Annotated in this window: 15 protein-coding genes; 11 read left to right on the forward strand and 4 right to left on the reverse strand. The window is 55.8% G+C overall.

Going from position 1 to position 24,288, the window contains the following annotated elements; all coding sequences use genetic code 11:
- Positions 1-17 precede the first annotated feature (17 nt).
- The 6 genes from bcsB to ACX9GU_RS01500 all read left to right on the forward strand — a co-directional run bounded on the left by bcsB (position 18) and on the right by ACX9GU_RS01500 (position 12,664).
- Positions 18-2,327, forward strand: a complete 2,310-nt coding sequence (gene bcsB / locus ACX9GU_RS01475; RefSeq protein ID WP_473193650.1) for a cellulose biosynthesis cyclic di-GMP-binding regulatory protein BcsB — start codon at positions 18-20, stop codon at positions 2,325-2,327.
- An 8-nt stretch (positions 2,328-2,335) separates the two neighbouring features.
- Positions 2,336-3,448: a cellulose synthase complex periplasmic endoglucanase BcsZ gene (bcsZ, locus tag ACX9GU_RS01480; RefSeq protein WP_473195252.1), complete on the forward strand. Its 1,113-nt coding sequence runs from the start codon at positions 2,336-2,338 to the stop codon at positions 3,446-3,448.
- On the forward strand, positions 3,430-6,903 hold the full coding sequence (gene bcsC, locus ACX9GU_RS01485; protein ID WP_473193651.1) for a cellulose synthase complex outer membrane protein BcsC: 3,474 nt from the start codon (positions 3,430-3,432) through the stop codon (positions 6,901-6,903). The genes bcsZ and bcsC overlap by 19 nt, the downstream gene beginning before the upstream one ends.
- Positions 6,904-7,235: 332 nt before the next feature.
- A complete protein-coding gene (hmsP, locus tag ACX9GU_RS01490) occupies positions 7,236-9,248 on the forward strand; it encodes a biofilm formation regulator HmsP (protein WP_473193652.1) in 2,013 nt (670 codons plus the stop codon).
- Positions 9,249-9,555: 307 nt separating this feature from the next.
- Positions 9,556-10,848, forward strand: a complete 1,293-nt coding sequence (locus ACX9GU_RS01495; protein WP_473193653.1) for a dicarboxylate/amino acid:cation symporter — start codon at positions 9,556-9,558, stop codon at positions 10,846-10,848.
- 319 nt (positions 10,849-11,167) lie between these two features.
- Positions 11,168-12,664 carry a M16 family metallopeptidase gene (locus ACX9GU_RS01500; RefSeq protein WP_473193654.1) on the forward strand — a complete coding sequence of 499 codons (1,497 nt, stop codon included), beginning with the start codon at positions 11,168-11,170 and terminating at the stop codon, positions 12,662-12,664.
- Positions 12,665-13,056: 392 nt separating this feature from the next.
- Here the strand turns inward: ACX9GU_RS01500 and ppiC are convergent, their stop codons facing one another.
- Positions 13,057-13,338: a peptidylprolyl isomerase PpiC gene (gene ppiC / locus ACX9GU_RS01505; protein ID WP_021181563.1), complete on the reverse strand. Its 282-nt coding sequence runs from the start codon at positions 13,336-13,338 to the stop codon at positions 13,057-13,059.
- A 115-nt stretch (positions 13,339-13,453) separates the two neighbouring features.
- Between ppiC and rep the strand changes: the two genes are divergently transcribed.
- Entirely contained in the window at positions 13,454-15,478 is a 2,025-nt protein-coding gene (rep, locus tag ACX9GU_RS01510) for a DNA helicase Rep (protein WP_409486419.1), read from the forward strand.
- 30 nt (positions 15,479-15,508) lie between these two features.
- Here rep and ACX9GU_RS01515 read toward each other — a convergent pair whose 3' ends face one another.
- The 3 genes from ACX9GU_RS01515 to rhlB all read right to left on the reverse strand — a co-directional run bounded on the left by ACX9GU_RS01515 (position 15,509) and on the right by rhlB (position 19,635).
- The gene (locus tag ACX9GU_RS01515) at positions 15,509-16,660 is read right to left on the reverse strand and encodes a Fic family protein (protein WP_473193655.1); all 1,152 of its coding nucleotides are present in this window, start codon (positions 16,658-16,660) and stop codon (positions 15,509-15,511) included.
- A 182-nt stretch (positions 16,661-16,842) separates the two neighbouring features.
- Positions 16,843-18,336 (reverse strand): exopolyphosphatase, encoded by a 1,494-nt coding sequence (ppx, locus tag ACX9GU_RS01520; protein WP_473193656.1) that lies wholly within the window; start codon positions 18,334-18,336, stop codon positions 16,843-16,845.
- A 9-nt stretch (positions 18,337-18,345) separates the two neighbouring features.
- Positions 18,346-19,635 (reverse strand): ATP-dependent RNA helicase RhlB, encoded by a 1,290-nt coding sequence (gene rhlB, locus ACX9GU_RS01525; protein WP_039996128.1) that lies wholly within the window; start codon positions 19,633-19,635, stop codon positions 18,346-18,348.
- A 131-nt stretch (positions 19,636-19,766) separates the two neighbouring features.
- Between rhlB and trxA the strand changes: the two genes are divergently transcribed.
- The 4 genes from trxA (at position 19,767) to wzzE (ending at position 24,248) form a co-directional block, all read left to right on the forward strand.
- Positions 19,767-20,093, forward strand: a complete 327-nt coding sequence (gene trxA / locus ACX9GU_RS01530; protein ID WP_473193657.1) for a thioredoxin TrxA — start codon at positions 19,767-19,769, stop codon at positions 20,091-20,093.
- A 447-nt stretch (positions 20,094-20,540) separates the two neighbouring features.
- Positions 20,541-21,800: a transcription termination factor Rho gene (gene rho, locus ACX9GU_RS01535; protein WP_021181558.1), complete on the forward strand. Its 1,260-nt coding sequence runs from the start codon at positions 20,541-20,543 to the stop codon at positions 21,798-21,800.
- Between the two features lie 277 nt (positions 21,801-22,077).
- A complete protein-coding gene (gene wecA, locus ACX9GU_RS01540; RefSeq protein WP_024484187.1) occupies positions 22,078-23,175 on the forward strand; it encodes a UDP-N-acetylglucosamine--undecaprenyl-phosphate N-acetylglucosaminephosphotransferase in 1,098 nt (365 codons plus the stop codon).
- Positions 23,176-23,195: 20 nt separating this feature from the next.
- Positions 23,196-24,248 carry an ECA polysaccharide chain length modulation protein gene (gene wzzE / locus ACX9GU_RS01545; protein ID WP_473193658.1) on the forward strand — a complete coding sequence of 351 codons (1,053 nt, stop codon included), beginning with the start codon at positions 23,196-23,198 and terminating at the stop codon, positions 24,246-24,248.
- Positions 24,249-24,288: the final 40 nt, after the last annotated feature.

Genomic DNA, 24,288 nt, shown 5'->3' on the forward strand with positions numbered 1-24,288 from the left:
ACATTGATGATGATACGATGACGAGAAAAATAAACTGGTTTACCGCGTTGGCCTTAGGCATCAGTACCCTGTCTCAGGCGGAAACGGCCCCCATGCCAGCGGCTAGCGCGACTCCGCCTGCGAGCACCGTGGCCGAAGCTCCGGTCATCGTACCTATGGGAGTGACGGTGCCGCAAGCACCCGATGCGCCGGTGCGTGATGTAAAACTGCCGTTTACCGAGGTGGCTCCACCGCCTGGCACCTTTATCCTGCGTGGCACTCGTCCTGAAGGCCAGATCGAGTTTGGCGTGCGCAGTGATGAAGTGGTTTCGCAGGCGCTGCTGGACCTGGAGTTTACCCCTTCACCGTCGCTGATCCCGGTGGAGTCGCACGTCAAGATCTACCTCAACGATGAGTTGATGGGCGTCACCACCATCACCAAAGAGCAGCTGGGTAAGCCTAATCGTGTCCAGTTGCCGATTGATCCGCGCTATATCACCGATTTTAACCGCATTCGCCTGGTGTTTGTCGGCCATTACCAGAACATCTGTGAGAACCCGGCCAACAGCACGCTGTGGCTGGACGTCGGCAAATCCAGTTCGCTGAGCCTGCGTTACCAGACGCTGCCAGTGAAAAATGAGCTTTCACACTTCCCGGAACCCTTCTTTGACAGCCGCGACGATCGGCCATTAACGCTGCCGATGGTGTTTGCCGGGCAGCCGGATCTGGAACAACAACGGGCGGCGGGGATCCTGGCCTCCTGGTTCGGCACCCAGGCGCAGTGGCGCGGTCAGTCCTTCCCGACGCTGTTTAACCGCTTGCCAAGCCAGCACGCCATCGTGTTTGCCACCAATTCACAGCGCCCGGACTTCCTGAAGGATTATCCAGCGGTCAACGGACCGACGGTGGAGATGATTAGCCACCCGGATAGCCCCTATGTGAAGCTGTTGTTAGTACAGGGCCGTGATGATAACGACCTGATCACGGCGGTGAAGGGCATCGCGCAGGGTAATATCCTGTTCCGTGGCCAGAATTTGAGTGTGGATAAGGTTGAGCAGTTGGCAACCCGCCAGCCATACGATGCGCCAAACTGGGTGCGCACCGATCGGGCGATGAAGTTCAGCGAACTGCAGCAATATGCCGAGCAGTTACAGACTAACGGTGTCGAACCTGGGCCGATCTCACTGTCGATGAACTTGCCACCGGATCTTTTCCTGATCCACAGCACCGGCATCGATATGCAGCTGAAATACCGCTACACCTCACCGCGTATTGAGGATGGTTCCCGCCTGAGCATCAGCCTGAACAATCAGTTTGTGCAGTCCTATGCCCTGGTGCCAGAGCATGAGAAGGGCGCACAGCTGTTACGCCTGCCGCTGGCTCAGGGATTGCTCGATTCCGACAAGGCGGTCAACATCCCGGCGCTGAAGTTGGGGGCGACCAACCAGCTGCGCTTTGACTTCGATTACACCACGCTGCTGGCCAGCGGTGCCGAAGGGCGTTGCGAAACCTATTCTTTGGTGCCGAACCATGCGGTGATCGACGGCAATTCCACCATTGATTTCTCCGGCTATCGCCACTTTATCACCATGCCCGATCTGCGCGCCTTCGCCAACGCCGGTTTCCCTTTCAGCCGCCTGGCAGATCTGTCGCAAACGCTGGTGCTGGTGAACAAACAACCTCAGCCCGCCCAGGTGAGCGCCTTGCTCAACGCCATGGGCAACATGGGGGCGCAAACCGGCTATCCGGCGCTGGCTTTCTCGCTGTCCGATGACTGGTCACAGGCCAAGGATAAGGACGCCGATATCCTGTTGATCGGCACCATTCCACCGGAGCTGCGTGATGACAAGAAAATCAACCTGCTGGTAGAAGCGACGCTGAGCTGGGTGAAAATGCCGATGCGTCAACTGCCGCTACCGAGTATGGATGTGCAGCAGGATGACGCTACGCCAGACAGCAAAACCACCATCAGCTCGGAAGGGGCGATGGCGGCGGTGGTCGGTGTGCAGTCCCCGTTCCACGATCAGCGCAGCATTGTGGCCCTGCTGGCGGACAGCCCGCGGGGTTATGAACTGTTGAATAATGCGCAGCTAGACAGCGGCAAGCGTGCGGCGATGTTTGGTTCGGTGGCCGTGATCCGTGAGTCCGGCGTCGATAGCCTGCGCGTGGGGGATGTTTACTACGTTGGCCATCTGCCGTGGTGGGAACGTATCTGGTATGCGTTGTCGACGCATCCGCTGCTGCTGGGGGCGATAGCCGCGCTGGTGGTGGTGATGGTGGCCCTGTTGCTGCGGCGTGGTCTGAAGGCCTTTAGCCGCCGTCGTCTGTCACCGGAAGATCGGGATTAATTGCCATGATGGGGATCTGCCTGCGCCGCCTGCTGCCTGGCCTGATACTGCTGTGTGCGTTCAGCACGGCGGCAAGCTGTGATTGGCCTGCCTGGCAACAGTACAAACAGTATTATCTCAGCAATGAAGGCCGGGTGATCGATCCCAGCAGCCCGAAGCGCATCACCACGTCCGAAGGGCAGAGCTATGGGATGTTCTTCGCGCTGGTGGCCAACGATCGGCCTGCCTTCGATAAGCTGTTGGAGTGGACGGAGAACAATCTCGCCTCCGGCGATCTGAGCGCCCATCTGCCCGCCTGGTTGTGGGGACAGGACGATGCCCAAGCCTGGAAGGTGCTGGACAATAACTCGGCTTCTGATGCGGATCTGTGGATTGCTTACAACCTGCTGGAGGCGGGGCGGCTGTGGCAAAGCCGCCGCTATCAAACATTGGGCACGCTGTTGTTGCAACGGATTGGCCGTGAAGAGGTGGCGAATATCCCCGGTTTGGGGCTGATGCTGTTACCGGGTAAGATCGGTTTTGTGGCCGAGGATCGCTGGCGTTTGAACCCCAGCTATTTACCGCCGCAGTTGCTGGCCCGCTTTGCCCCATTGAACGGGCCGTGGCGGGCGATGCAGAAAACCAGCCAACGGTTGCTGCTGGAAACGGCTCCGCAAGGGTTTTCACCAGACTGGGCCGAGTGGCAATCGGGCAAAGGCTGGCAGCCCGATCCCGTCAAACCCAATATCGGCAGCTATGACGCCATCCGCGTCTACCTCTGGGCCGGCATGTTGGCGGACGACGATCCCCATAAAGCGGCGCTGGTGAAGCAGTTCCAACCGATGGTGCGCCTTACCGCCCAGCTTGGTGCAGTGCCGGAGAAAGTCGATACCGCCAGCGGGAAAGCCAACGGTACTGGTCCGGTAGGCTTCTCCGCCGCGCTGTTGCCAATGCTGGCTGCACAACCCGACGCTCTGGCGGTGCAACGCCAACGTATTCAGGATAACCCTCTGGGTAATGATGCCTATTTCAGCGCCTCTTTGCTGCTGTTCGGCCAGGGATGGGATCAGCAACGCTATCGTTTCAATCGTCAGGGTGAACTTCAACCCGCCTGGGGTAGCCAATGCGCAACTTCACACTAGGCTGGCTAAGCCTGTTTCCTTTAAGCCTGGCTCTGTTGCCGCAGGCGCAGAGTGCCGAGAGCGTTGCCCCGGAGCAATGGTTGCTGGAGCAGGTGCGCATCGGTGAGGCCAGCAACAAAGATGAGCTGGTACGTCAATCGCTGTATCGCCTTGAGCTGATGGACCCGAATAACCCCGACGTGATAGCGGCGCGTATGCGCCTGGCGCTGCGGCAGGGGAATCAGGTCTTGGCGCAGCAACAGCTGGATAAGCTGAAGGGGGTAGCACCGCAATCGCCGGTGTTCCGCCAGGCAGAAATGAACATGCTGCTGACCCAGCCGGAAACCCGCCAGAAGCTGCAACAGGCACGCCTGATGGCGGCCGCAGGGCGCTTGCCGGAGGCTAAAGCTCAGTACGACGACCTGTTCCACGGCAATCTGCCAACGCTCGATCTGGCAGTGGAGTATTGGCGTCTGGTAGCCAGGCTACCCGGCCAGGAGCAGGCAGCGATACAGCAACTACAGGCGCTGGATCGGCAATATCCCGGCAACATCACGCTGCGCATGGCGCTGGCGCGGATGCTGTTCAGCCAGGATCGCGACGCTCAGGCCTATGAACTGTTACAGCAAGTGGCGGCCGATCCCGCAGGCCGCGGTTCTGCGGCGGACTTGTGGTTGGAACAGGTCAAAGCGTTGCCCGTCAGCCCGCAGAGCGTGGCGGCGTTGAACCGTTTCCTCGGCGTGTTTGAAAGCGGTGAACAGGCGCTTGGCGCACAACAGGAACTGGCGCGTCAGCGGACGCTGTTGGCCGATCCGGCCTATCGCGCGCGCATGACCGGGCTGGCGCAGGTGAATAAAGGTGGCAGCCGTGCGGCAATCCCGGAACTGAAAAAAGCGCTATCGAGTGCGCCTAATGATGCCGAAGTGCTTGGCGCGCTTGGCCTGGCCTATTCCCGCGCAGGTAACCGGCAGCAGGCGTTGAGCCTGTTCCAACAGGCGCAGAAGGCGGACAAGGATAATTACGACAGCAGCAAATGGCAGAGCCTGATCCAAACCACCCGCTACTGGATGGCGATCGATGCGGGCGACAAGGCGTTAAAGGCCAATAACCTGCCGTTGGCACAGCAGCAATACCAACAGGCACGGCAGATTGATAACAGCGACAGCGATGCGTTGATCGGTCTGGGCGACGTTGCCGTAGCCCGTAAGGATGATGCTGCCGCCGAGCGTTATTATCAACAGGCTCTGCGCCTGGATCCGGGCAGCGGCAGCGCGGTGCGGGGCTTGGTGAATATCTACCAGCGGCAGTCGCCACAAAAAGCGCTGGCCTACCTTAATGGCCTGCCTCGCGGGCAGCAGAACAAGCTGCGCAGCACCCTCGACGGGCTGCAATTGGATATGCTCAAGCAGCAGGCCGACGAACTGGCCCAGCGCCAGCAGTGGCCAGAGGCGGCGGAAAAGTACCGGCAGGCGCACCAGAAGGATCCAGATGACGTCTGGCTGACCTATCACTATGCGCAAACGCTACGTCAGGCCGGGCAACCGCAGCAGGCCGACATGCTGATGCGCCAACTGGCCGCGAAGAATCACGGCGATCCACAGCAGGTTTATGCCTATGCGCTGTACCTGGCAGGCAGCGATCGTGATAACCAGGCGTTGGCCCAGTTGAATACCTTGCCCAAAGCGCAGTGGAACGACGGGATGCGTGAAATGGCGCAGCGCTTGCAGATGCAGGCCACGCTAGATCATGCCGAACGGCTCCGAACTGCCGGTGATGAACGCGCAGCAATCGCCTATCTGCGTCAACAGCCCCCGGCAACGCGCATCGACCTGACCTTGGCCGATTGGGCGCTGGAACGCGGAGAATATGATGAGGCGCTGGCGGATTATCAGCGGGTGCGTGCGCGTGAGCCGAATAATCCGGATGCGCGTTTGGGTGAAGTTGAAGCCTATGTGGCGCAAGGTCAGTTGAGTGCAGCGCGCCAGCGGCTGCAAACAACACCGGCCCAAGCGGATGATTCGATCAACAGCCAGCGCCGGGTTGCCAATGCCTGGGCGGCGGTGGGCGAACCACAGAAAGCGACCGATATCTTCAAACAGCTAAAAGTGGCTGCCCAGCAAGAGCCACCAGGGCAGGCTAAAGCCTTGGTCTATCGTGATGCCGCCAGGTTGGAACAAAAGCAGTTGCAACCGCAACCGGCGCAGCAGGATTATCGCCAGGCGATGGTGGCCAGCGGCATTGCGCCAACGGTACCTGAGGATAATGACGGTTATACCCGTCTGACCCGCAATAACGCGACGGATGACTGGCTAAAACGCGGCATTCGCTCCGATGCCGCCGATCTTTATCGCCAACAGGACATCAGGATCACGCTCGATCACGACTACTGGCGTTCGAGCGGCACCGGTGGCATCTCGGATTATCAGGCGCATGACACCATGTTGCAGGTGGATATGCCGCTGTATGACGGCCGGGCTTTCCTGCGTACCGACACCGTCCAACTGAACGCGGGCAGCTTCTCGACCGATAATAACGGCAAGTACTTCGAAACCTTTGGCACCTGTAACACGCAGGGTTGCCGCGGTGACGAACGGCAAAAAACCACCGGCACCAGCGTGGCGGCCGGTTGGGCCAACGACCATTGGCAAACCGATATCGGCACTACCCCGATGGGATTTGAGGTGGTGGACTGGGTCGGCGGCGTGGCCTATAGCGGAGACTGGAACCATATCGGTTGGACGCTGGGCGCCTCGCGGCGGCCGATCACCAGCTCGCTGTTGGCCTTCGGCGGGACCCGTGATCCGAACACTGGCACTACCTGGGGCGGCGTGCGTGCCACCGGTATCAACCTGAGCGCCAGCTACGATCGCGGTGAAGCCAACGGCGTGTGGGCCGATCTCAGTGCCCATCAGCTTACCGGCCAGAATGTCGAGGATAACCAGCGCCAGCGATTGATGGCCGGTTATTACTATAAGGTGATCAACGAAGATAACCGCCGTGCCACCGTTGGGCTGAGCACCATGCTCTGGCACTATCAGAAGGACTTGAGCGGTTACTCTCTTGGGCAGGGGGGCTATTACAGCCCGCAGCAATATGTTTCGCTGGCGGTGCCGGTGAACTATCGCCAGCGCACGGAAAACTGGTCGTGGGAAGTGGGGGGCTCGGTGTCGATCTCGCACTCGAAAACCAACGATGAAAAACGCTATCCCCTGCAAGGACTGATCCCAAGCTCCCTGCCAGACAGGGACGCAGTGGAAAGCGGTGGCTCCTCCTCCGGCGTGGGCTACACGCTGCGAGCCCTGATCGAACGCCGCCTCAGTTCCCATTGGACGCTGGGGGCCGGCATCGATATTCAACAGGCTAAAGACTATACCCCGAGCCATGCGTTGATTTATCTGCGTTACTCGCTCGCCGGTTGGCAAGGCGATCTCGATCTGCCACCGCAGCCGCTGACGCCGTACGCCGACTTCAAGTAACGTGAAATTGGTCGATTCGTGGTGTCGCCCACAGGGTAGTTTTGCTACCCTGTGGCTATTCCGGCTAGGATAATACCGAAACCCGCGTTTTTCCTGCTGCCACCAAGCGGTTGGTAAGGAAAATACGTGGGGCAATCGAGTATACTCAAGCCGCTTTTCCAGCAAACAATATTTCCCCTTACCCAGCCCCTCCTTGCAGGAACTGATACGGAGCTGCGGTCAGGCACAAGAGTCAGGTTTTAGAGCATTCAATCCCTTCTCCCTGTGGGAGTGGGTTAGGGTGAGGGGGCATAACTCTCTATCCGTCCTTATCAATCTAGGAGTGCAGGTTTTTGCGGGTCAGGCGTTCATTAACGATTAAGCAGATGGCGGCGGTGTCTGGTGTGGCACTGGTGACGATCTGTATCTTCATCGTGATCCAGCTATTCCACTTTGTGCAGCAGCGCAGAGATGACTATGCCCAGCAGTTGGAGAATGTGGCCCAGGCCGTGCGTCAGCCTCTGGCAGAAGCCGTGCTGCGGATGGATGTGCCGGAAACCAAACGCGTGCTCAACTCTTTGCAACCAGTGGGGATCCTTACCCGAGCGGATATCGTCCTGCCTAACGAGTTTCAGGCGCTGCATGCCAATTTCCCGCCGGAACGCCCGGTCCCTGCGCTAGTGGCGCGTATCTTTGAGCTGCCGGTACAGATTTCGGTGCCGCTCTATTCGCTTGAACGGGTGCCAGCCAATCCTCAGCCGCTGGCCTATCTGGTGTTGCAGGCCGATTCGTACCGCATGTATCAGTTTATCCTCAGCACGCTATCGACCATGTTGTCGACCTATCTGCTGTTGGCGCTGATCCTGTCGATCGCCGTTAGCTGGTGCATGAACCGGCTGCTGGTTTATCCATTGCGAGCCATGGCGCGCGAACTGGAAAATGTCCCTCAGGAAGATCTCCCTTACCACCAACTGATGTTGCCAGCCCAACATCAGGACGATGAATTAGGCTTGCTGGTGCGCAATTACAACCGCAACCAGCAAACGCTGGCCAAGGCGCATACCGCCATGAGCCGCCTGAGCACCCATAACTCGATGACCGAATTACCCAATCCGGTGCTGTTTGCCGCGCTGCTTGAACAGCATATTGCTGCCAGTATGCGGCCACCGCGCTTTAATCTGCTGGTGGTGGGGATTGAAACCCTGCATGAAGCCTCCGGCGCGCTGAACCCATCCATGCGTGAAGCGTTGTTGCTGGCGTTGGCGAAAAAGCTGCGTCAGGTTATCGGTGTGGACTGCGTGCTGGCACAGCTGAGCAATGCCGAGTTTGCCATCCTGGCGAAAAATATTGAGCAGCCCATTCACGCCATGCAGTTGGCCAGAAGGGTGATGGCGGCCATCAATGCGCCGCTGAACCTGCAACAGAAGATGCCGCTGCGGCCAAGCGCCAGTATCGGCATTGCCCATTATCCCAATTCGGGGGGAAGCGCGGAGCAACTGCTGCGTAGTGCCACCTCGGCCATGATGTCGGCGCATCGTGAGGGTAAAAATCAGATCCTGTTCTTCGAGCCTTGCCTGACCGAAAAAACCCAAAAGCGTCTGACGCAGGAAAGCGAGATCCTGCTGGCCATTGAACAACGTCAGTTTGCGCTATTCCTGCAACCGCAGTGGGATATGCAAACCAATCAGGTGACCGGCGCGGAAGCCCTGCTGCGTTGGCAACTGCCCGACGGGAAGATTATTCTCCCGGCGGATGTGATCCCGCTGGCGGAGGAGTTGGACGTGATCGTGCCACTGGGTAACTGGGTGCTGGAAGAGTCATGCCGTATTCTGGCCGCGTGGCAATCACAGGGCATCACGTTGCCGTTGGCGGTAAATATTTCGCCGATCCAACTGCAGCATAAAGACTTTGTGCCCCAGCTGAAACGGCTGCTGGACGAGCACCAGATCGACCCGCATAAGCTGCTGCTGGAAATCACCGAGACGGTGCGTATCCACGACCTTGATGCGGCGCTCGGGTTGCTACGGGAATTGCATGATTTAGGCGTGTCGATCGCCTTGGATGATTTTGGCATGGGCTATGCCAGCCTGAATTACCTCAATCGTCTGAAATCCCTGCCAATTGATCTGATTAAAATCGACAAAAGCTTTATTGATGGCCTGCCGGAGGACGATGCGATGGTGCGGATCGTCAGCTCGATTTCCGAGGTGCTTCATCTGCCGGTAATGGCGGAAGGGGTGGAAACCGCGGCGCAGCGAGACTGGCTGTTACAGCACGGCATTCGCACTGGCCAGGGCTTCCTGTTTGCCAAGCCCTTACCCCGCAAGGAGTTTGAAGCGCAGTTTGCCTCCGTTGCCAAAGCGTGATCTGACCCTGAGTTTTTATCCTCCCTCCTGGTACTTTTCAGGCGGGAGAGTCCGCTTTATTTCCCCAGTCAAAAAATAGTTTCTACCGCTACCTAATCTGAGTTAATGCAAAGGAAAGATGACGTAACGCCGGAACTTGTACACTGACTGACGCGTTTCAGCTCTTAAATTCGCACCAATAAGCCTGGATTTTTCCAACAAGTTATTTCCATGTTGTTATGGGGGTGTTATTTTCCGCGCAAGCGATAAACAGGACGGACGAGTGATTGCCCGCCTGCCGCGTTGTCCCCCCCCAAAGGATGTGCTAATGAAAACAACTATATTTAAGAGCCTCTATTTTCAGGTGTTAACAGCGATTACGCTGGGGATCCTGCTTGGCCATTTCTACCCTGACCTCGGTGCCCAGATGAAACCCCTGGGTGATGGATTTGTTAAATTAATCAAAATGATTATCGCTCCGGTGATCTTCTGTACCGTGGTGACCGGTATCGCGGGCATGGAGAGCATGAAGGCCGTGGGCCGTACCGGGGCGATTGCCCTGCTGTACTTTGAAATCGTCAGTACCATTGCGCTGCTGATCGGCCTGGTGATCGTCAACGTGGTGCAACCCGGTGCCGGGATGAACGTCGATGCCGGAACGCTGGATGCAAAAGCGGTAGCGGTCTATGCCGAGCAGGCTTCGCAGCAGGGCATCGTGCCTTTCCTGTTGGATATTATCCCGGGTAGCGTGGTAGGTGCCTTTGCCAGCGGCAACATCTTGCAGGTGCTGCTGTTTGCGGTGCTGTTCGGTTTTGCCCTGCATCGCCTGGGAGAGAAAGGCCAGGTGATCTTTAACGTCATCGACAGCTTCTCCCGCGTCATTTTCGGCATCATCAATATGATCATGCGCCTGGCGCCGCTGGGGGCCTTTGGCGCCATGGCGTTCACTATCGGTAAATACGGTGTGGGCACCCTGTTGCAACTGGGCCAGCTGATTGTCTGCTTCTATATCACCTGCGTGCTGTTTGTGGTGGTGGTGCTGGGCTCGATTGCCCGTTACAACGGCTTCAATATCTTCAAATTTATTCGCTATATCAAAGAAGAACTGCTGATCGTACTGGGCACTTCGTCTTCCGAATCGGTGCTGCCACGCATGCTCGATAAAATGGAAAATCTGGGGTGCAAGAAATCGGTGGTAGGCCTGGTGATCCCGACGGGCTACTCGTTCAACCTTGACGGCACCTCGATCTATCTGACGATGGCGGCGGTGTTTATCGCCCAGGCAACCAACACCCATATGGACATCATGCATCAGGTGACCTTGTTGGTGGTGTTGCTGCTCTCCTCGAAAGGGGCTGCAGGGGTGACAGGCAGTGGCTTTATCGTACTTGCGGCGACCATTTCGGCAGTAGGGCATTTACCGCTGGCCGGTCTGGCGCTGATCCTCGGTATCGACCGCTTTATGTCCGAAGCCCGCGCCTTGACCAACCTGGTCGGTAACGGTGTAGCGACGGTAGTGGTGGCCAAATGGTGTAACCAACTGGATGAGAAGCAGCTGCAAGACGTGCTGAATAACAGAACAGATAAGGTTGCTACTGACAAAAAGCTGCCTTCTGCCTAAGTTTTTTCCTGCCTTCAACATCGGCTGCCATGGCAGCCGATGTCATTTCCCCTTGCTTCTTGTTTATTTTTTCTCCATAACACCCTACAGCTATTATTTTTCACTGTGATGAGTGACATCCGCCAAGGCGCGCGGTCTAACAGAATGGTACACTTTGCGCTTTCCGCCCTACGGTGAAACTCAGGGTGTGATCGTCGCTGTGCTACGCACAGTTCAGGCCGTACTCGTCAACATCGCGGCGAGACGATGCCTTATATTCCAATGAACGGAATATCCGTATTTGCATAAAAAATTGGCTAGTCATTAAGTAGGGGTTCACATGCAGGGCACCAGAATTCGTCTTTTAGTGGGTGGGCTGCTGTTGGTTGCGGCCAACGGCAGCGTGCACGCTGAAGCGCTACAACCTGATCCTGCCTGGCAGCAGGGGCAGCTGAATAACGGTTTTTCTTGGCAGATCCTTGATACACCACAGCGCCCGAGCGATCGCGTTGAGTTAAGGTTGATGGTCAATACCGGATCGCTGGTGGAGTCAGCCCAGCAGATCGGTTTTGCCCATCTGTTGCCGCGTATCGCGATTACGCGCAGCGAGAGTTTTACCCAGCCGCAGCTACAGTCGCTGTGGCAACAGGGCGTGGACAGTGAACGGCCATTGCCGCCAGCCATCAGCTCTTATGATTTCACCATCTACAACCTGAGCCTGCCCAATAACCGCCCCGACCTGTTGAAAGAGGCGCTGGCCTGGCTGGCGGATACCACGGGTAAGCTGGCTATCGATGAGACAACGGTAGAAGCGGTGATGAATACCAACGTGGATCCTATCGGTATTTTCCCGCCAGATCCCAAAGACAGCTGGTGGCGTTATCGCCTGAAAGGCTCAACGTTACTGGCACACGATCCGGGCCAACCGGTCAAGCGCCCGGTCAATATCGAGCAGCTGCAGAAATTTTACCAGCAGTGGTATACCCCGGACGTCATGACGTTGTACGTCGTGGGTAAAGTTGATAGCCGTAGCCTGAGTGAACAGATCAACAAGGCCTTCTCGCCTCTCCAAGGCAAGCGCGAAGCGCCGGCAACCATGCCAACTCTAACCCCACTGCCGCCGCAGCCGGTCAGTCTGATCAGCGATCAGGTGAAGCAGGATACGCTGTCGATCATGTGGGATACGCCATGGCATCCGATTCGCGATTCGCAAAGCCTGAGCCGTTACTGGCGCAGTGATATGGCCCGTGAAGCCCTGTTCTGGCACATTCAGCAGGTGCTGCAAAAGAGCGACCAGAAAAACATCAAGCTGGGCTTTGACTGCCGGGTGCAGTATCAACGCGCCCAGTGTGCAATCCATCTGAATTCACCGAATGATAATCTGAACAGCGGCCTGGCCTTTATTGCCCGCGAATTGGCTAATGTGCGTAACAACGGTCTGTCTCAGGATGAATTCAATGCCTTACTGGCACAAAAAACCGATCAGTTGAGCAAACTGTTTGCCACCTATGCCCGCACCGATACCGACGTGCTGATGAGCCAGCGTTTGCGTTCACAGCAAAGTGGCGTGGTGGATATCGCTCCGGAGCAATACCAGAAGCTGCGTCAGGCCTTCTTGTCGTCGCTGACGCTGGAATCGCTGAATCAGGAACTGAAGCTGCAACTGTCGCAGGATGCCACCTTGGTGCTGTTACAGCCGAAGGGGGAGCCGGAGATGAATATGAAGCAGCTCCAGGAAACCTATAACGGCATCATGGCGCCAGCTCCGGCCGTGGTGAGCGAAGAGCCAAAACCGGCGGACGCGGCTACCACAGCACCGGAAGCCAGCGCACAGTAGGCCCTCACCCCAACCCTCTCCCACAGGGAGAGGGAGCTGCCCGGAGAGCCTAGTTAGGCCGTGCAGCTTCGGAGAGTTGGGAGTAAAAAGAAAGGCAGGTATTACGCAGAGAAATCAACGAAACCAAGGTGAGTCAGCCGGTGCTCAGAAGGAACACGACATTATCAGCCTAACTCGATCGGTCCCCTCTCTCCCACAGGGAGAGGGAGCTGCCCGGAGAACCTAGTTAGGCCGTGCAGCTTCGGAGAGTTGGGAGTAAAAAGAAAGGCAGGTATTACGCAGAGAAATCAACGAAACCAAGGTGAGTCAGCCGGTGCTCAGAAGGAACACGACATTATCAGCCTAACTCGATCGATCCCCTCTCCCTGTGGGAGAGGGTTAGGGTGAGGGGCCTAGTTGCGATACAGTACCTTGATGATGTGATAGCCGAACTGGGTTTTCACCGGGCCATAGGGCTTGAGCAACGGGATGCTGAACACCGCCTTATCGAAGGCAGCGACCATAGTCCCCTTGTTGAACTCGCCCAGGGAGCCGCCGTTGCGCTTGGACGGGCAGCTCGAGTATTTGCGCGCCAGCGTATCAAAGCTGACGCCGCGCTTGAGTTTGGCCAACAGTTCGTTGGCCAGTGTTTCGTTATCCACCAGGATGTGCAGCGCGCTAGCGGTCTTTGCCATCTTAATAATCCAATCAGTCGTGTAGAATTTGCCGCCATTATACCTGTTAAATCTGTTTGGCGCTTTCTGCTACAATCCCTCTCCCCAGTACTCCAATATTGAGCAATAAAGCGCCATGCGATTAAACCCCAGCCAACAACAAGCCGTCGAATTCGTTACCGGGCCTTGCCTGGTTCTGGCCGGTGCCGGTTCCGGCAAAACGCGTGTGATCACCAATAAAATCGCCCACCTGATCCACCAATGTGGCTATCAGGCCCGGCATATTGCCGCCGTAACCTTTACCAACAAGGCGGCGCGTGAGATGAAAGAGCGTGTGGCGCAAACCATGGGGCGCAAAGAGTCGCGTGGCCTGATGATCTCCACTTTCCATACGCTGGGGCTGGAAGTGATCAAACGCGAATATGCCGCGTTGGGGATGAAGTCCAACTTCTCGCTGTTTGACGATCAAGACCAGCTCGCGTTGTTGAAGGAACTGACCGAGAAGTGGCTGGAAAACGACAAGACTCTGGTGGCACAGCTGATCTCGACCATTTCCAACTGGAAGAACGATCTGGTGGATCCGCAACGGGCAATGGGGCTGGCGCGCTCCGAGCGGGACAAACTGTTCGCCCACTGCTACGGGCTGTATCACGACCACATGAGGGCCTGTAACGTCCTGGATTTTGACGATCTGATCCTGCTGCCCACCTTGTTGCTACAGCGTAATGAGGAGGTGCGTGAGCGCTGGCAGAACCGTATCCGCTACCTGCTGGTGGATGAATATCAGGATACCAATACCAGTCAGTACGAACTGGTGAAACTGCTGGTAGGTAATCGCGCACGCTTTACCGTGGTGGGGGATGACGATCAGTCGATCTACTCCTGGCGCGGTGCGCGTCCGCAGAATCTGGTACTGCTAAAGGAAGATTTCCCGGCGTTGCAGGTGATCAAGCTGGAGCAGAACTATCGTTCTAGCGAACGTATTCTGAAAGCTGCCAACATCCTGATTGCTAACAACCCGCACGTCTTTGAAAAACGCCTGTTCTCTGAGCTGGGCTACGGCGAAGAGTTGAAGGTGGTCACGGCCAACAATGAAGATCACGAGGCCGAGCGGGTAGTGGGGGAACTGATCGCCCATCACTTTGTGAAGAAAACCAACTACGGCGACTATGCGATCCTCTATCGTGGAAACCACCAGTCGCGGCTGTTTGAAAAAATGCTGATGCAGAACCGCATTCCGTACAAGATTTCTGGCGGCACGTCGTTCTTCTCGCGCCCGGAAATCAAGGATTTGCTGGCCTATCTGCGGGTTTTGACCAACCAGGATGACGACAGTGCCTTCCTGCGTATCGTCAACACGCCGAAGCGGGAAATTGGCCCGGCGACGCTGCAAAAGTTGGGGGAGTGGGCCAATCAGCGTAACAAGAGCCTGTTCCGCGCCAGCTTCGATCTTGGCCTGGGCCAATATCTGACCGGGCGAGGGCTGGAGTCTTTACAGCGTTTCACTCATTGGATGGAAGGTATCATTCAGATGGTGGAGCGTGAGCCGGTGGCAGCGGTGCGCGATCTGATCCGCGGCATCGACTATGAAAGCTGGTTGTTTGAAACCTCGCCCAGCCCGAAAGCGGCCGAAATGCGCATGAAAAACGTCAACACCCTGTTTGGCTGGATGACCGAGATGCTGGAAGGCAACGATCTGGACGAACCGATGACGCTGACCCAGGTGGTCACGCGCTTTACGTTGCGTGACATGATGGAGCGCGGCGAAAGCGATGAAGAGCTGGATCAGGTACAGCTGATGACCCTGCATGCTTCCAAGGGATTGGAATTCCCCTATGTGTTCCTGGTGGGGATGGAAGAGGGGTTATTGCCTCATCAGAGCAGCATTGACGAGGATAATGTCGATGAAGAGCGGCGTTTGGCCTATGTGGGGATCACTCGCGCCCAGAAAGAGCTGATTTTTACCCTGTGTCGCGAACGTCGCCAATACGGTGAGTTGGTGCGGCCGGAACCCAGCCGTTTCCTGTTGGAACTGCCGCAGGACGATCTGGCCTGGGAGTCGGAACGTAAAGTAGTCAGCCCGCAGGAGCGGATGGAGAAGGGCCAGAGCCATTTGGCCAGCGTGAAGGCGATGCTGGCCAAGGCGAAAGGCGGTAGCTGAGGGTCAGGGCGCGAAAACGCCCTGTTGCTATTACTCATTACGTAAAGTATCTACGTAGGCTTGATAGACATAGCTTTTACCTCTCACTCGACCTGTAGTTTCCACCAGTATCCCCGCATTCTCTAGTGCTTTAATGGCCGTGCTCGCTGTAGGAAACGTGACATCTAACTCTGCCTGGGCTCTTTCTACCGTTAATTTTGGCATTGTTGGTAGTAATTCAAAAAGACGCAACGTTTGTAATGTACTGGATGCCGTATCGAGAACTTTTTTCCGATCGACAGCAATCAGTGAGGCTATCTGAATGATGCTCTGTTGTGCTTCCCCTGCGGCAATTTCAACGCCTTCAAGGAAGAATGATACCCAAGACTCCCAATCACCATTTCTCCTTGTTTCAGATAAACAGCGATAATACTCAGCCTGATTGGCCTTCAGATATCCTGATACATACAATAGTGGTTCAGGCAGAAGCTTCCACGTTTCGAGTAACATGGCAATCAACAGACGACCTATACGTCCGTTACCATCAAGAAAAGGGTGAATGGTTTCGAACTGGGCATGTATCAGCGCTATCCTCACCAACGGGGGTAATGTTGGTTGCTCGTCGTGAATAAAAAGCTCCAGCTCTGCGAGTAAATTGGTAATTTCCTCTGGGGGAGGAGGGACATACGACGCGTTACCTGGCCGCGTGCCACCAATCCAGTTTTGACTGGTTCGTACACTACCGGGTTGCTTATCCGTACCACGAACACCAGCCAGAAGAACTTTGTGGGCTTGTGTTAGTAACCGGACTGATACAGGTAATCCTGTTGGCGAGAGTATCTGCTCACGCACAAACTTGAATGCTTGCAGGTACCTGGTGACCTCCTCAACATCATTCACATTTGTTACGGCCAGCCCTGCTTCCTCATCAAAAACGTCTGTCAGTGTTGCCTGTGTCCCCTCAAGCTGGGAGGTGAGTAAAGCCTCTCTACGTATTGCACTGTAAATTAACCATTCTCCAGATGTAACCAGACCGGACATAGCCGATAGTCTAACTAAAGCCAATTCAGCTCGATTATTGAGTTCCTGATAGGATTTGGCAACAATGGGCGGAGCAGTTGGTGGTAAAGGCGCTGGTACGAAGGCATTGACTGTTTCCTGATGACTCTGAGTTGTCACAAATCGACCAGAAATACGCTTCATTAAAACCCCCTTTAATAAGATTGTACGTTATTAAACTATTCTTTAATAACATAGGAAGTCATTAAAAGTCTCTTTAATTAGCCTTGTTATCACGCAACCTCTTAGGACGAAGCCAGCCATTGAGTTGCGCTTTCACATAAAACGGTTAAAGAGACTGTTGCAGAAAAAGGGGGGGAATGCTCTTAGGACTGCTCTTCCAAAAACAGAGGCCAGTGGGCATAGCTCTGCCAGTGGCTTTCCTGATCCAGCGCCTCTGCGCGCAGCGGATGTCGTTCCAACCAGCCGTGCGGCAAAATCACATGCAACTCTTCATCGTTGGCACGCAGGCGTACCGCGGGCAGGGTATCGTCACGGCGGCGGCTGGCAAAGATGATGGCCAGACGCAACAGACGACACATGCGCTGTGCCACGCGGGGTGGCACGGCGTTCTGTTGGCTCAGCAGCGGCAGATCGAGGGCATTGCTCTGGTTTTGCAGCAGGGTGGCTAACAGTTTTTTCTGCGCCGGGGTAAAGCCGGGTAAATCAAGATGGCTGACCAGATAGGCGGCGTGTTGAGGAGCCTGTTTGAAATCGACGCTCAGGCCGATTTCGTGGATCAGGCAGGCCGCATGCAGTAGCTCACGACATCGCGTATCCAATTGCCATTCGTTGGTGGTCTGCAAACAGAAGTTCGCGGCCAACTGGCTGACGCGTTCGGCCTGCTCGATATCCAGCAGGTAACGGCGTTGCAGGTTGCGTAACGTGCGGCTGCGGATATCCTGCTCGACCGGCAGATGCAGCATGCCATACACCAGCCCTTCGCGCAGAGCGCCACCGGCCAGCGTCATGCTTTCGATGCCTAACTCCTGGAAAATGGCCAGCAGTATCGACAGGCCGCTTGGGAACACCAACGCACGTTCCAGCGTCAGCCCTTCGATTTCCAGCTCTTCCAGCTTGCCACACTGTATGGCTCGTTGTTTTAGCTGCCGCAGCTTGGGCAGGGTAATACGTTCGTCCATCCCCTGCGCCACCATGATTTCCTGTAGCGCTTGCACGGTACCGGAGGCGCCGACACAAATCTGCCAGCCATGTTGACGAAGTTGTGGGGCGATCGGCCGCACCATTTCACGCGCGGCATGTTCGGCGGCTTCGAAGTTATCCCGCTCCAGATTACGATCGCTGAAGAAGCGTTCGAGCCAGGTGACACAGCCCATCGAAAGGCTATACAGCTGCGCGGCCTGCGCCCCTGTACCTACGACCAACTCCGTGCTGCCACCCCCGATATCGACCACCAGACGCCGATCCGGGCCGCCTGTGGTATGGGCAACACCGTGGTAGATCAGGCGGGCTTCTTCTTCGCCGCTGATGACCTGAACGGGGCAGCCAAGGATAGTTTCGGCGGTTTGCAGGAATTCGGCCGCGTTGTGGGCGAGGCGCAGCGTTGCGGTGGCGACGACCCGAATTTGATCGCGTGGGATATCCTGCAGGCGTTCCGAGAACAGCCGCAGACATTGCCAACCGCGCTGCATGGCTTCCTGTGACAGGTGATTGTGCTGATCCAGCCCGGCCGCCAGGCGCACTTTGCGCTTGATGCGAGCCAGCGTCTGGATACTGCCAGCCACCTCACGTACCACCAACATATGGAAACTGTTGGAACCCAGATCGATGGCGGCATAGAGGGTGCTGGAACCTGGCATAGTCGTCTATTAGCCCGAACGTTTACGGTTGTTACGCGGCGCACCACCACGACGTGGCGCGGAAGAGTTACGGCGTGGGCCGTTGTTGCCACGTGGGCGCACCAGGCGCTTCGGTGCTGGCAGATCGCTCAGCAGCGCATCGCTGTTGTACTTGCTCACCGGAATGCTGTGGCCGGTATAGGTTTCGATGGCTGGCAGATTCAGGGCGTACTCTTCACAGGCCAGGCTGATGGAGTGACCGCTTTCGCCCGCGCGGCCAGTACGGCCAATGCGGTGCACGTAGTCTTCGCAGTCATCCGGCAGATCGTAGTTGAAGACGTGAGTCACCAACGGGATATGCAGGCCGCGTGCGGCGACATCGGTGGCGACCAGGATATCCAGGTTACCCTTGGTGAAGTCGTCCAGAATACGCAGGCGTTTTTTCTGCGCCACGTCGCCGGTCAGCAGGCCTACGCGGTGACCGTCGGCAGCCAGATGGCCCCAGATGTCTTCACAGCGGTGCTTGGTGTTGGCGAAGATGATGCAGCGGTCCGGCCACTCTTCCTCGATCAGCGTCTGCAGCAGGCGCATTTTTTCTTCGTTGGAAGGGTAGAACAGCTCTTCCTTAATGCGGTGGCCGGTTTTCTGCTCCGGTTCCACTTCCACATATTCAGCATTGTTCATCTGCTCAAAGGCCAGCTCGCGTACGCGATAGGACAGGGTGGCAGAGAACAACATGTTCAGGCGTTGATCGACCGCAGGCATACGGCGGAACAGCCAGCGGATATCTTTGATAAAGCCCAGATCGTACATGCGGTCGGCTTCATCGAGCACCACAACCTGGATAGCACCCAGATCGATATAATTTTGTTTGGCGTAGTCGATTAAACGGCCGGTGGTCCCCACCAGAATATCTACGCCGCTTTCCAGCACTTTCAGCTGTTTGTCGTAGCCATCGCCGCCGTAGGCCAGGCCAAGCTTCAACCCGGTAGACTGCGACAGCGCTTCTGCATCGGAATGGATCTGCACCGCCAGTTCACGCGTAGGCGCCATGATCAAGGCGCGCGGCTGGTTGGTCTGGCGACCTTCTTTCGCCGGGTGGGACAGCAAATAGTGAAAAGTAGACGCTAAAAATGCCAGCGTCTTTCCGGTACCGGTTTGCGCCTGACCTGCAACGTCGCGCCCACTGAGGGTGAGCGGCAATGCCAACGCCTGGATGGGCGTGCAGTTGTGAAACCCTTTTTTCTCAAGGGCTTCAAGGACTAACGGGTGCAGGGCGAAGTCGGAAAACTTCTGTTCGGTCAAGTGTGTTTTGCTCATAGTGTGGTAGAATATCAGCTAACTATTGCTTTACGAAAGCATATCCGTTGAAATAAAAGCGGTGAAATAAAATCACCTGAGTTGGTTTGATGCTACACCAACAAGGTAGACCTAATCCTGTGGAGTAGAACATGAGCGATAAAATTATTCACCTGACTGACGACAGCTTCGATTCCGATGTGCTGAAAGCCGCAGGGCCAATCCTGGTCGATTTCTGGGCTGAATGGTGTGGTCCGTGCAAGATGATTGCTCCGATCCTCGACGAGATTGCCGAAGAGTTCGCCGGCAAGCTGACCATTACCAAACTGAACATCGATCAAAACCCGCTTACCGCGCCTAAGTATGGCATCCGCGGTATCCCGACGCTGTTGTTGTTCAAGAACGGTGAAGTGGCAGCGACCAAGGTCGGCGCGCTGTCCAAGGGCCAGCTCAAAGAGTTCCTGGACGCGAATCTGTAATTAGGGCGGGAAGCCCCGTGACGGGCGTCTGGAGGGGGATTTTCATTCACCGCTAGACGCCTGCCAAGAAGCGTGTTAAGTTTAACCATACTGCATTCTGAACTTGCCATAAGTATTAAATCTAAAGAGTCTGAATCTAAGCATTACTCTACGTTGAACCATCGGCACTAGCATTTTACTGTGAACCGAGCCCGTGTTTTGACGATCAAGCGGTTTTACAAAAAAATCAGTTTTAAGGCACCTTCGATCTTAAACCGTCAGCGTGTGCGCCCCAGCTAAGCCATTTCTTACTGCGGCGGCCCAGCAGCCCGGCGATCGAACGTCCAGTAACAGGCACGCATACCCTATGAATTTCACGTTGTAGCTTGAAAGGTTATGGGTATATCACGCTGCCATACCATTCACGATACTAGTTCGAGACACACCCCGAGTTTAAGAACCCCCACTATGAATCTTACCGAATTAAAGAATACGCCGGTTTCTGAGCTGATTACTCTCGGCGAAAATATGGGGCTGGAAAACCTGGCCCGCCTGCGCAAACAGGACATTATCTTCTCTATACTCAAGCAACATGCGAAAAGCGGAGAAGATATCTTCGGTGATGGCGTGCTGGAGATATTGCAGGATGGATTTGGTTTCCTCCGTTCCGGAGACAGTTCCTACCTCGCAGGCCCCGACGATATCTACGTTTCTCCCAGCCAAATCCGCCGCTTCAACCTCCGCACAGGTGACACCATTTCCGGTAAGATTCGTCCGCCAAAAGAAGGCGAGCGCTATTTTGCCCTGTTGAAAGTTAACGAAGTCAACTACGACAAACCGGAAAACGCCCGTAACAAGATCCTGTTCGAAAACCTGACGCCGCTGCACGCCAACTCACGTTTGCGTATGGAGCGCGGCAACGGCTCTACCGAAGATCTGACGGCTCGCGTACTGGATCTGGCCGCGCCAATCGGCCGTGGCCAGCGTGGCCTGATTGTGGCACCGCCGAAAGCCGGTAAAACCATGCTGCTGCAAAATATTGCGCAGAGCATCGCATACAACCATCCAGACTGCGTGCTGATGGTGCTGCTGATCGACGAACGTCCGGAAGAAGTGACCGAGATGCAACGTCTGGTAAAAGGCGAAGTGATCGCTTCTACCTTCGACGAACCCGCATCTCGCCACGTACAGGTTGCCGAAATGGTGATCGAGAAGGCCAAGCGCCTGGTCGAACACAAAAAAGACGTGATCATCCTGCTGGACTCCATCACCCGTCTGGCGCGTGCCTACAACACCGTAGTACCTGCCTCAGGCAAAGTGCTGACCGGTGGTGTGGACGCCAACGCCCTGCATCGTCCGAAGCGCTTCTTCGGTGCGGCTCGTAACGTTGAGGAAGGCGGCAGCCTGACCATCATCGCTACCGCACTGGTCGATACCGGTTCGAAGATGGACGAAGTGATCTACGAAGAGTTTAAAGGTACGGGTAACATGGAACTGCATCTGGCGCGTAAAATCGCCGAGAAGCGCGTGTTCCCTGCTATCGATTACAACCGTTCCGGTACGCGTAAAGAAGAGTTGCTCACCACCTCTGAAGAACTGCAGAAGATGTGGATCCTGCGCAAGATCATTCACCCAATGGGCGAGATCGACGCGATGGAGTTCCTCATTAACAAGTTGGCGATGACCAAAACCAACGATGAATTCTTCGACATGATGAAACGCTCATAAATAAGTAAAATATTCGAGGAACGCCACGCCTAGTCGTGGCGTTTTTTGCTTTTGGCGGATACGATAAGTAACAGTAAAGGAAAGTAAGTTATTCTTGTGACTTATTGAGAACTTATCTTATTTGCGCCTGTTTTTGCGTTAATGCGTTGAAGCAAGACACGTTTTGGGCATTGATAAGTGTCTATGTCATAGGAAATGACTGAAAGGTCGCTTGGTCATGTGGCGCGGTTTTTTACCCATGTTAAGCTGCCTCATCTTCTTCAGAGATTTGTTAACCGTGAACTTACTCACCATGAGTACTGAAATTCTTTTTGTTTTTCTGTTTTCTCTGGCTTTTTTATTTGTTGCTCGCAAGGCAGCAAAACCTATTGGTTTGGTTGATAAGCCTAATTATCGCAAACGTCATCAGGGGCTGATCCCGCTGGTGGGTGGGATTTCTGTTTACGCTGGCATCTGCTTTGCCTTCCTGATCACCGACCAGACGATTGCGCACAGCAAACTCTATCTCACCTGCGCCGGTGTCCTGGTCTTCGTCGGGGCGCTGGACGATCGCTTCGATATCAGCGTCAAGATCCGCGCCACCATTCAGGCACTGGTCGGCATCGCCATGATGGTGTTTGCTGGCCTTTATCTGCGCAGCCTCGGCTATGTGTTTGGTGGCTGGGAAATGCAGTTGGGGCCGTTTGGCTATTTGGTGACGCTGTTTGCCGTTTGGGCGGCGATTAACGCCTTTAACATGGTCGACGGTATCGACGGCCTGCTCGGCGGTCTCTCCTGCGTGTCGTTCGGCGCGATGGGGATCCTGCTGTATCAAGGCGGCCATAGCGAGCTTGCCTTCTGGTGCTTCGCGATGTTGGCGGCCATTGTTCCCTATATTCTGCTCAACCTCGGCATCCTTGGCCGTCGCTATAAGGTCTTTATGGGTGACGCCGGCAGTACGCTGATCGGTTTTACCGCCATCTGGCTGCTGGTGCAAAGCTCGCAAGGGCCAAACCATCCGATCAAGCCGGTCACCGCGCTGTGGATTATCGCCATCCCGTTGATGGATATGATTGCCATCATGTATCGCCGTCTGCGTAAGGGCATGAGCCCATTCTCTCCAGACCGTCAACACATCCACCATTTGATTATGCGAGCGGGCTTTACGCCTCGTCAGGCTTTTGTGCTTATCACCTTGGCCGCAGCGCTGTTGGCGGCGGTTGGCGTGATCGGCGAACGTCTGACTTTCATACCTGAATGGGTTATGTTGGCATTATTCTTGCTTGCATTCTTCTTGTATGGCTATTGCATTAAACGTGCATGGCGGGTCGCGCGTTATATCAAACGTCTCAAGCGCCGTCTGCGAAATGCAACGAACAATAAGCAAGTACCTTAACCTGAGGCTTTAGGGCAGTGATGAATCCTGAAACAACGTCTGACAAGAATACCCCGGTGGTCGATAACGAGCTCGATATCCGCGGTCTGTGCTGCACCCTGTGGCGTGGCAAAAAATGGATTATCGGTTTTGCGGTGTTGTTTGCTGCCGTCGCGCTGATCGTTTCCTACCTGGTGAAACAGGAGTGGAGCGCCACGGCGATCACCGATAAGCCAACGGTGAGTGCGCTGGGGGGATATTACTCTCAGCAGCAGTTCCTGCGTAACCTGGATCAGCGGACGCTGCCTGCGGTTGCCAGCGATCAGCCCGGCATCGCCGATGAAGCCTATAATGAATTTATCATGCAGTTGGCCGCCTATGACACGCGCCGTGATTTCTGGCTGCAAAGCGATTACTACAAGCAGCGCCAGGAAGGGGATGCCCGTGCCGATGCGGCGTTGCTTGATGACCTGATTAACAATATCCAGTTCACGCCGCGCGACGACAAAAAAGTGCTGAATGACAGCGTGAAACTGACCGCCGAGACTGCGCCAGACTCCAACCATCTGTTGCGTCAGTATGTTGCCTTTGCCAGCCACCGCGCGGCGCAGCATCTGAATGAAGAGATCCAGGGAGCCTGGGCGGCGCGTACCACCTCGATGAGTGCACAGGTCAAACGCCAGGAAGCGGTAGCCGATGCGGTTTATCAGCGTGAGCTCAAGACCGTGCAGCAGGCGCTGAAAATCGCCGAGCAGCAGGGGATTAGCCGTACGCAGACCGATACGCCAGCCGAACAGTTGCCAGACTCCGATCTGTTCCTGCTGGGTAAGCCTATGCTGCAGGCGCGTCTGGAAGGTTTACAGGCTTCCGGCCCGGCTTACGATGTGAGTTACGATCAGAACCGGGCGATGCTGGCAACCTTGAACGTCGGCCCGACGTTGGATGCCAAATTCCAGACCTACCGCTATTTACGTACGCCGGAAGAGCCGGTGAAACGTGATAGCCCACGCCGGGTGTTCTGGCTGATTATGTGGGGCGCAATCGGTGGCCTGATTGGTGCGGGCGTTGCCTTGGTACGCCGGCCACGTAGTTAATCAATAATATAACAATTTCGCTGTTGGGCACCGAGTGCCC

Source organism: Serratia sp. K1WW1, from assembly GCF_055790865.1.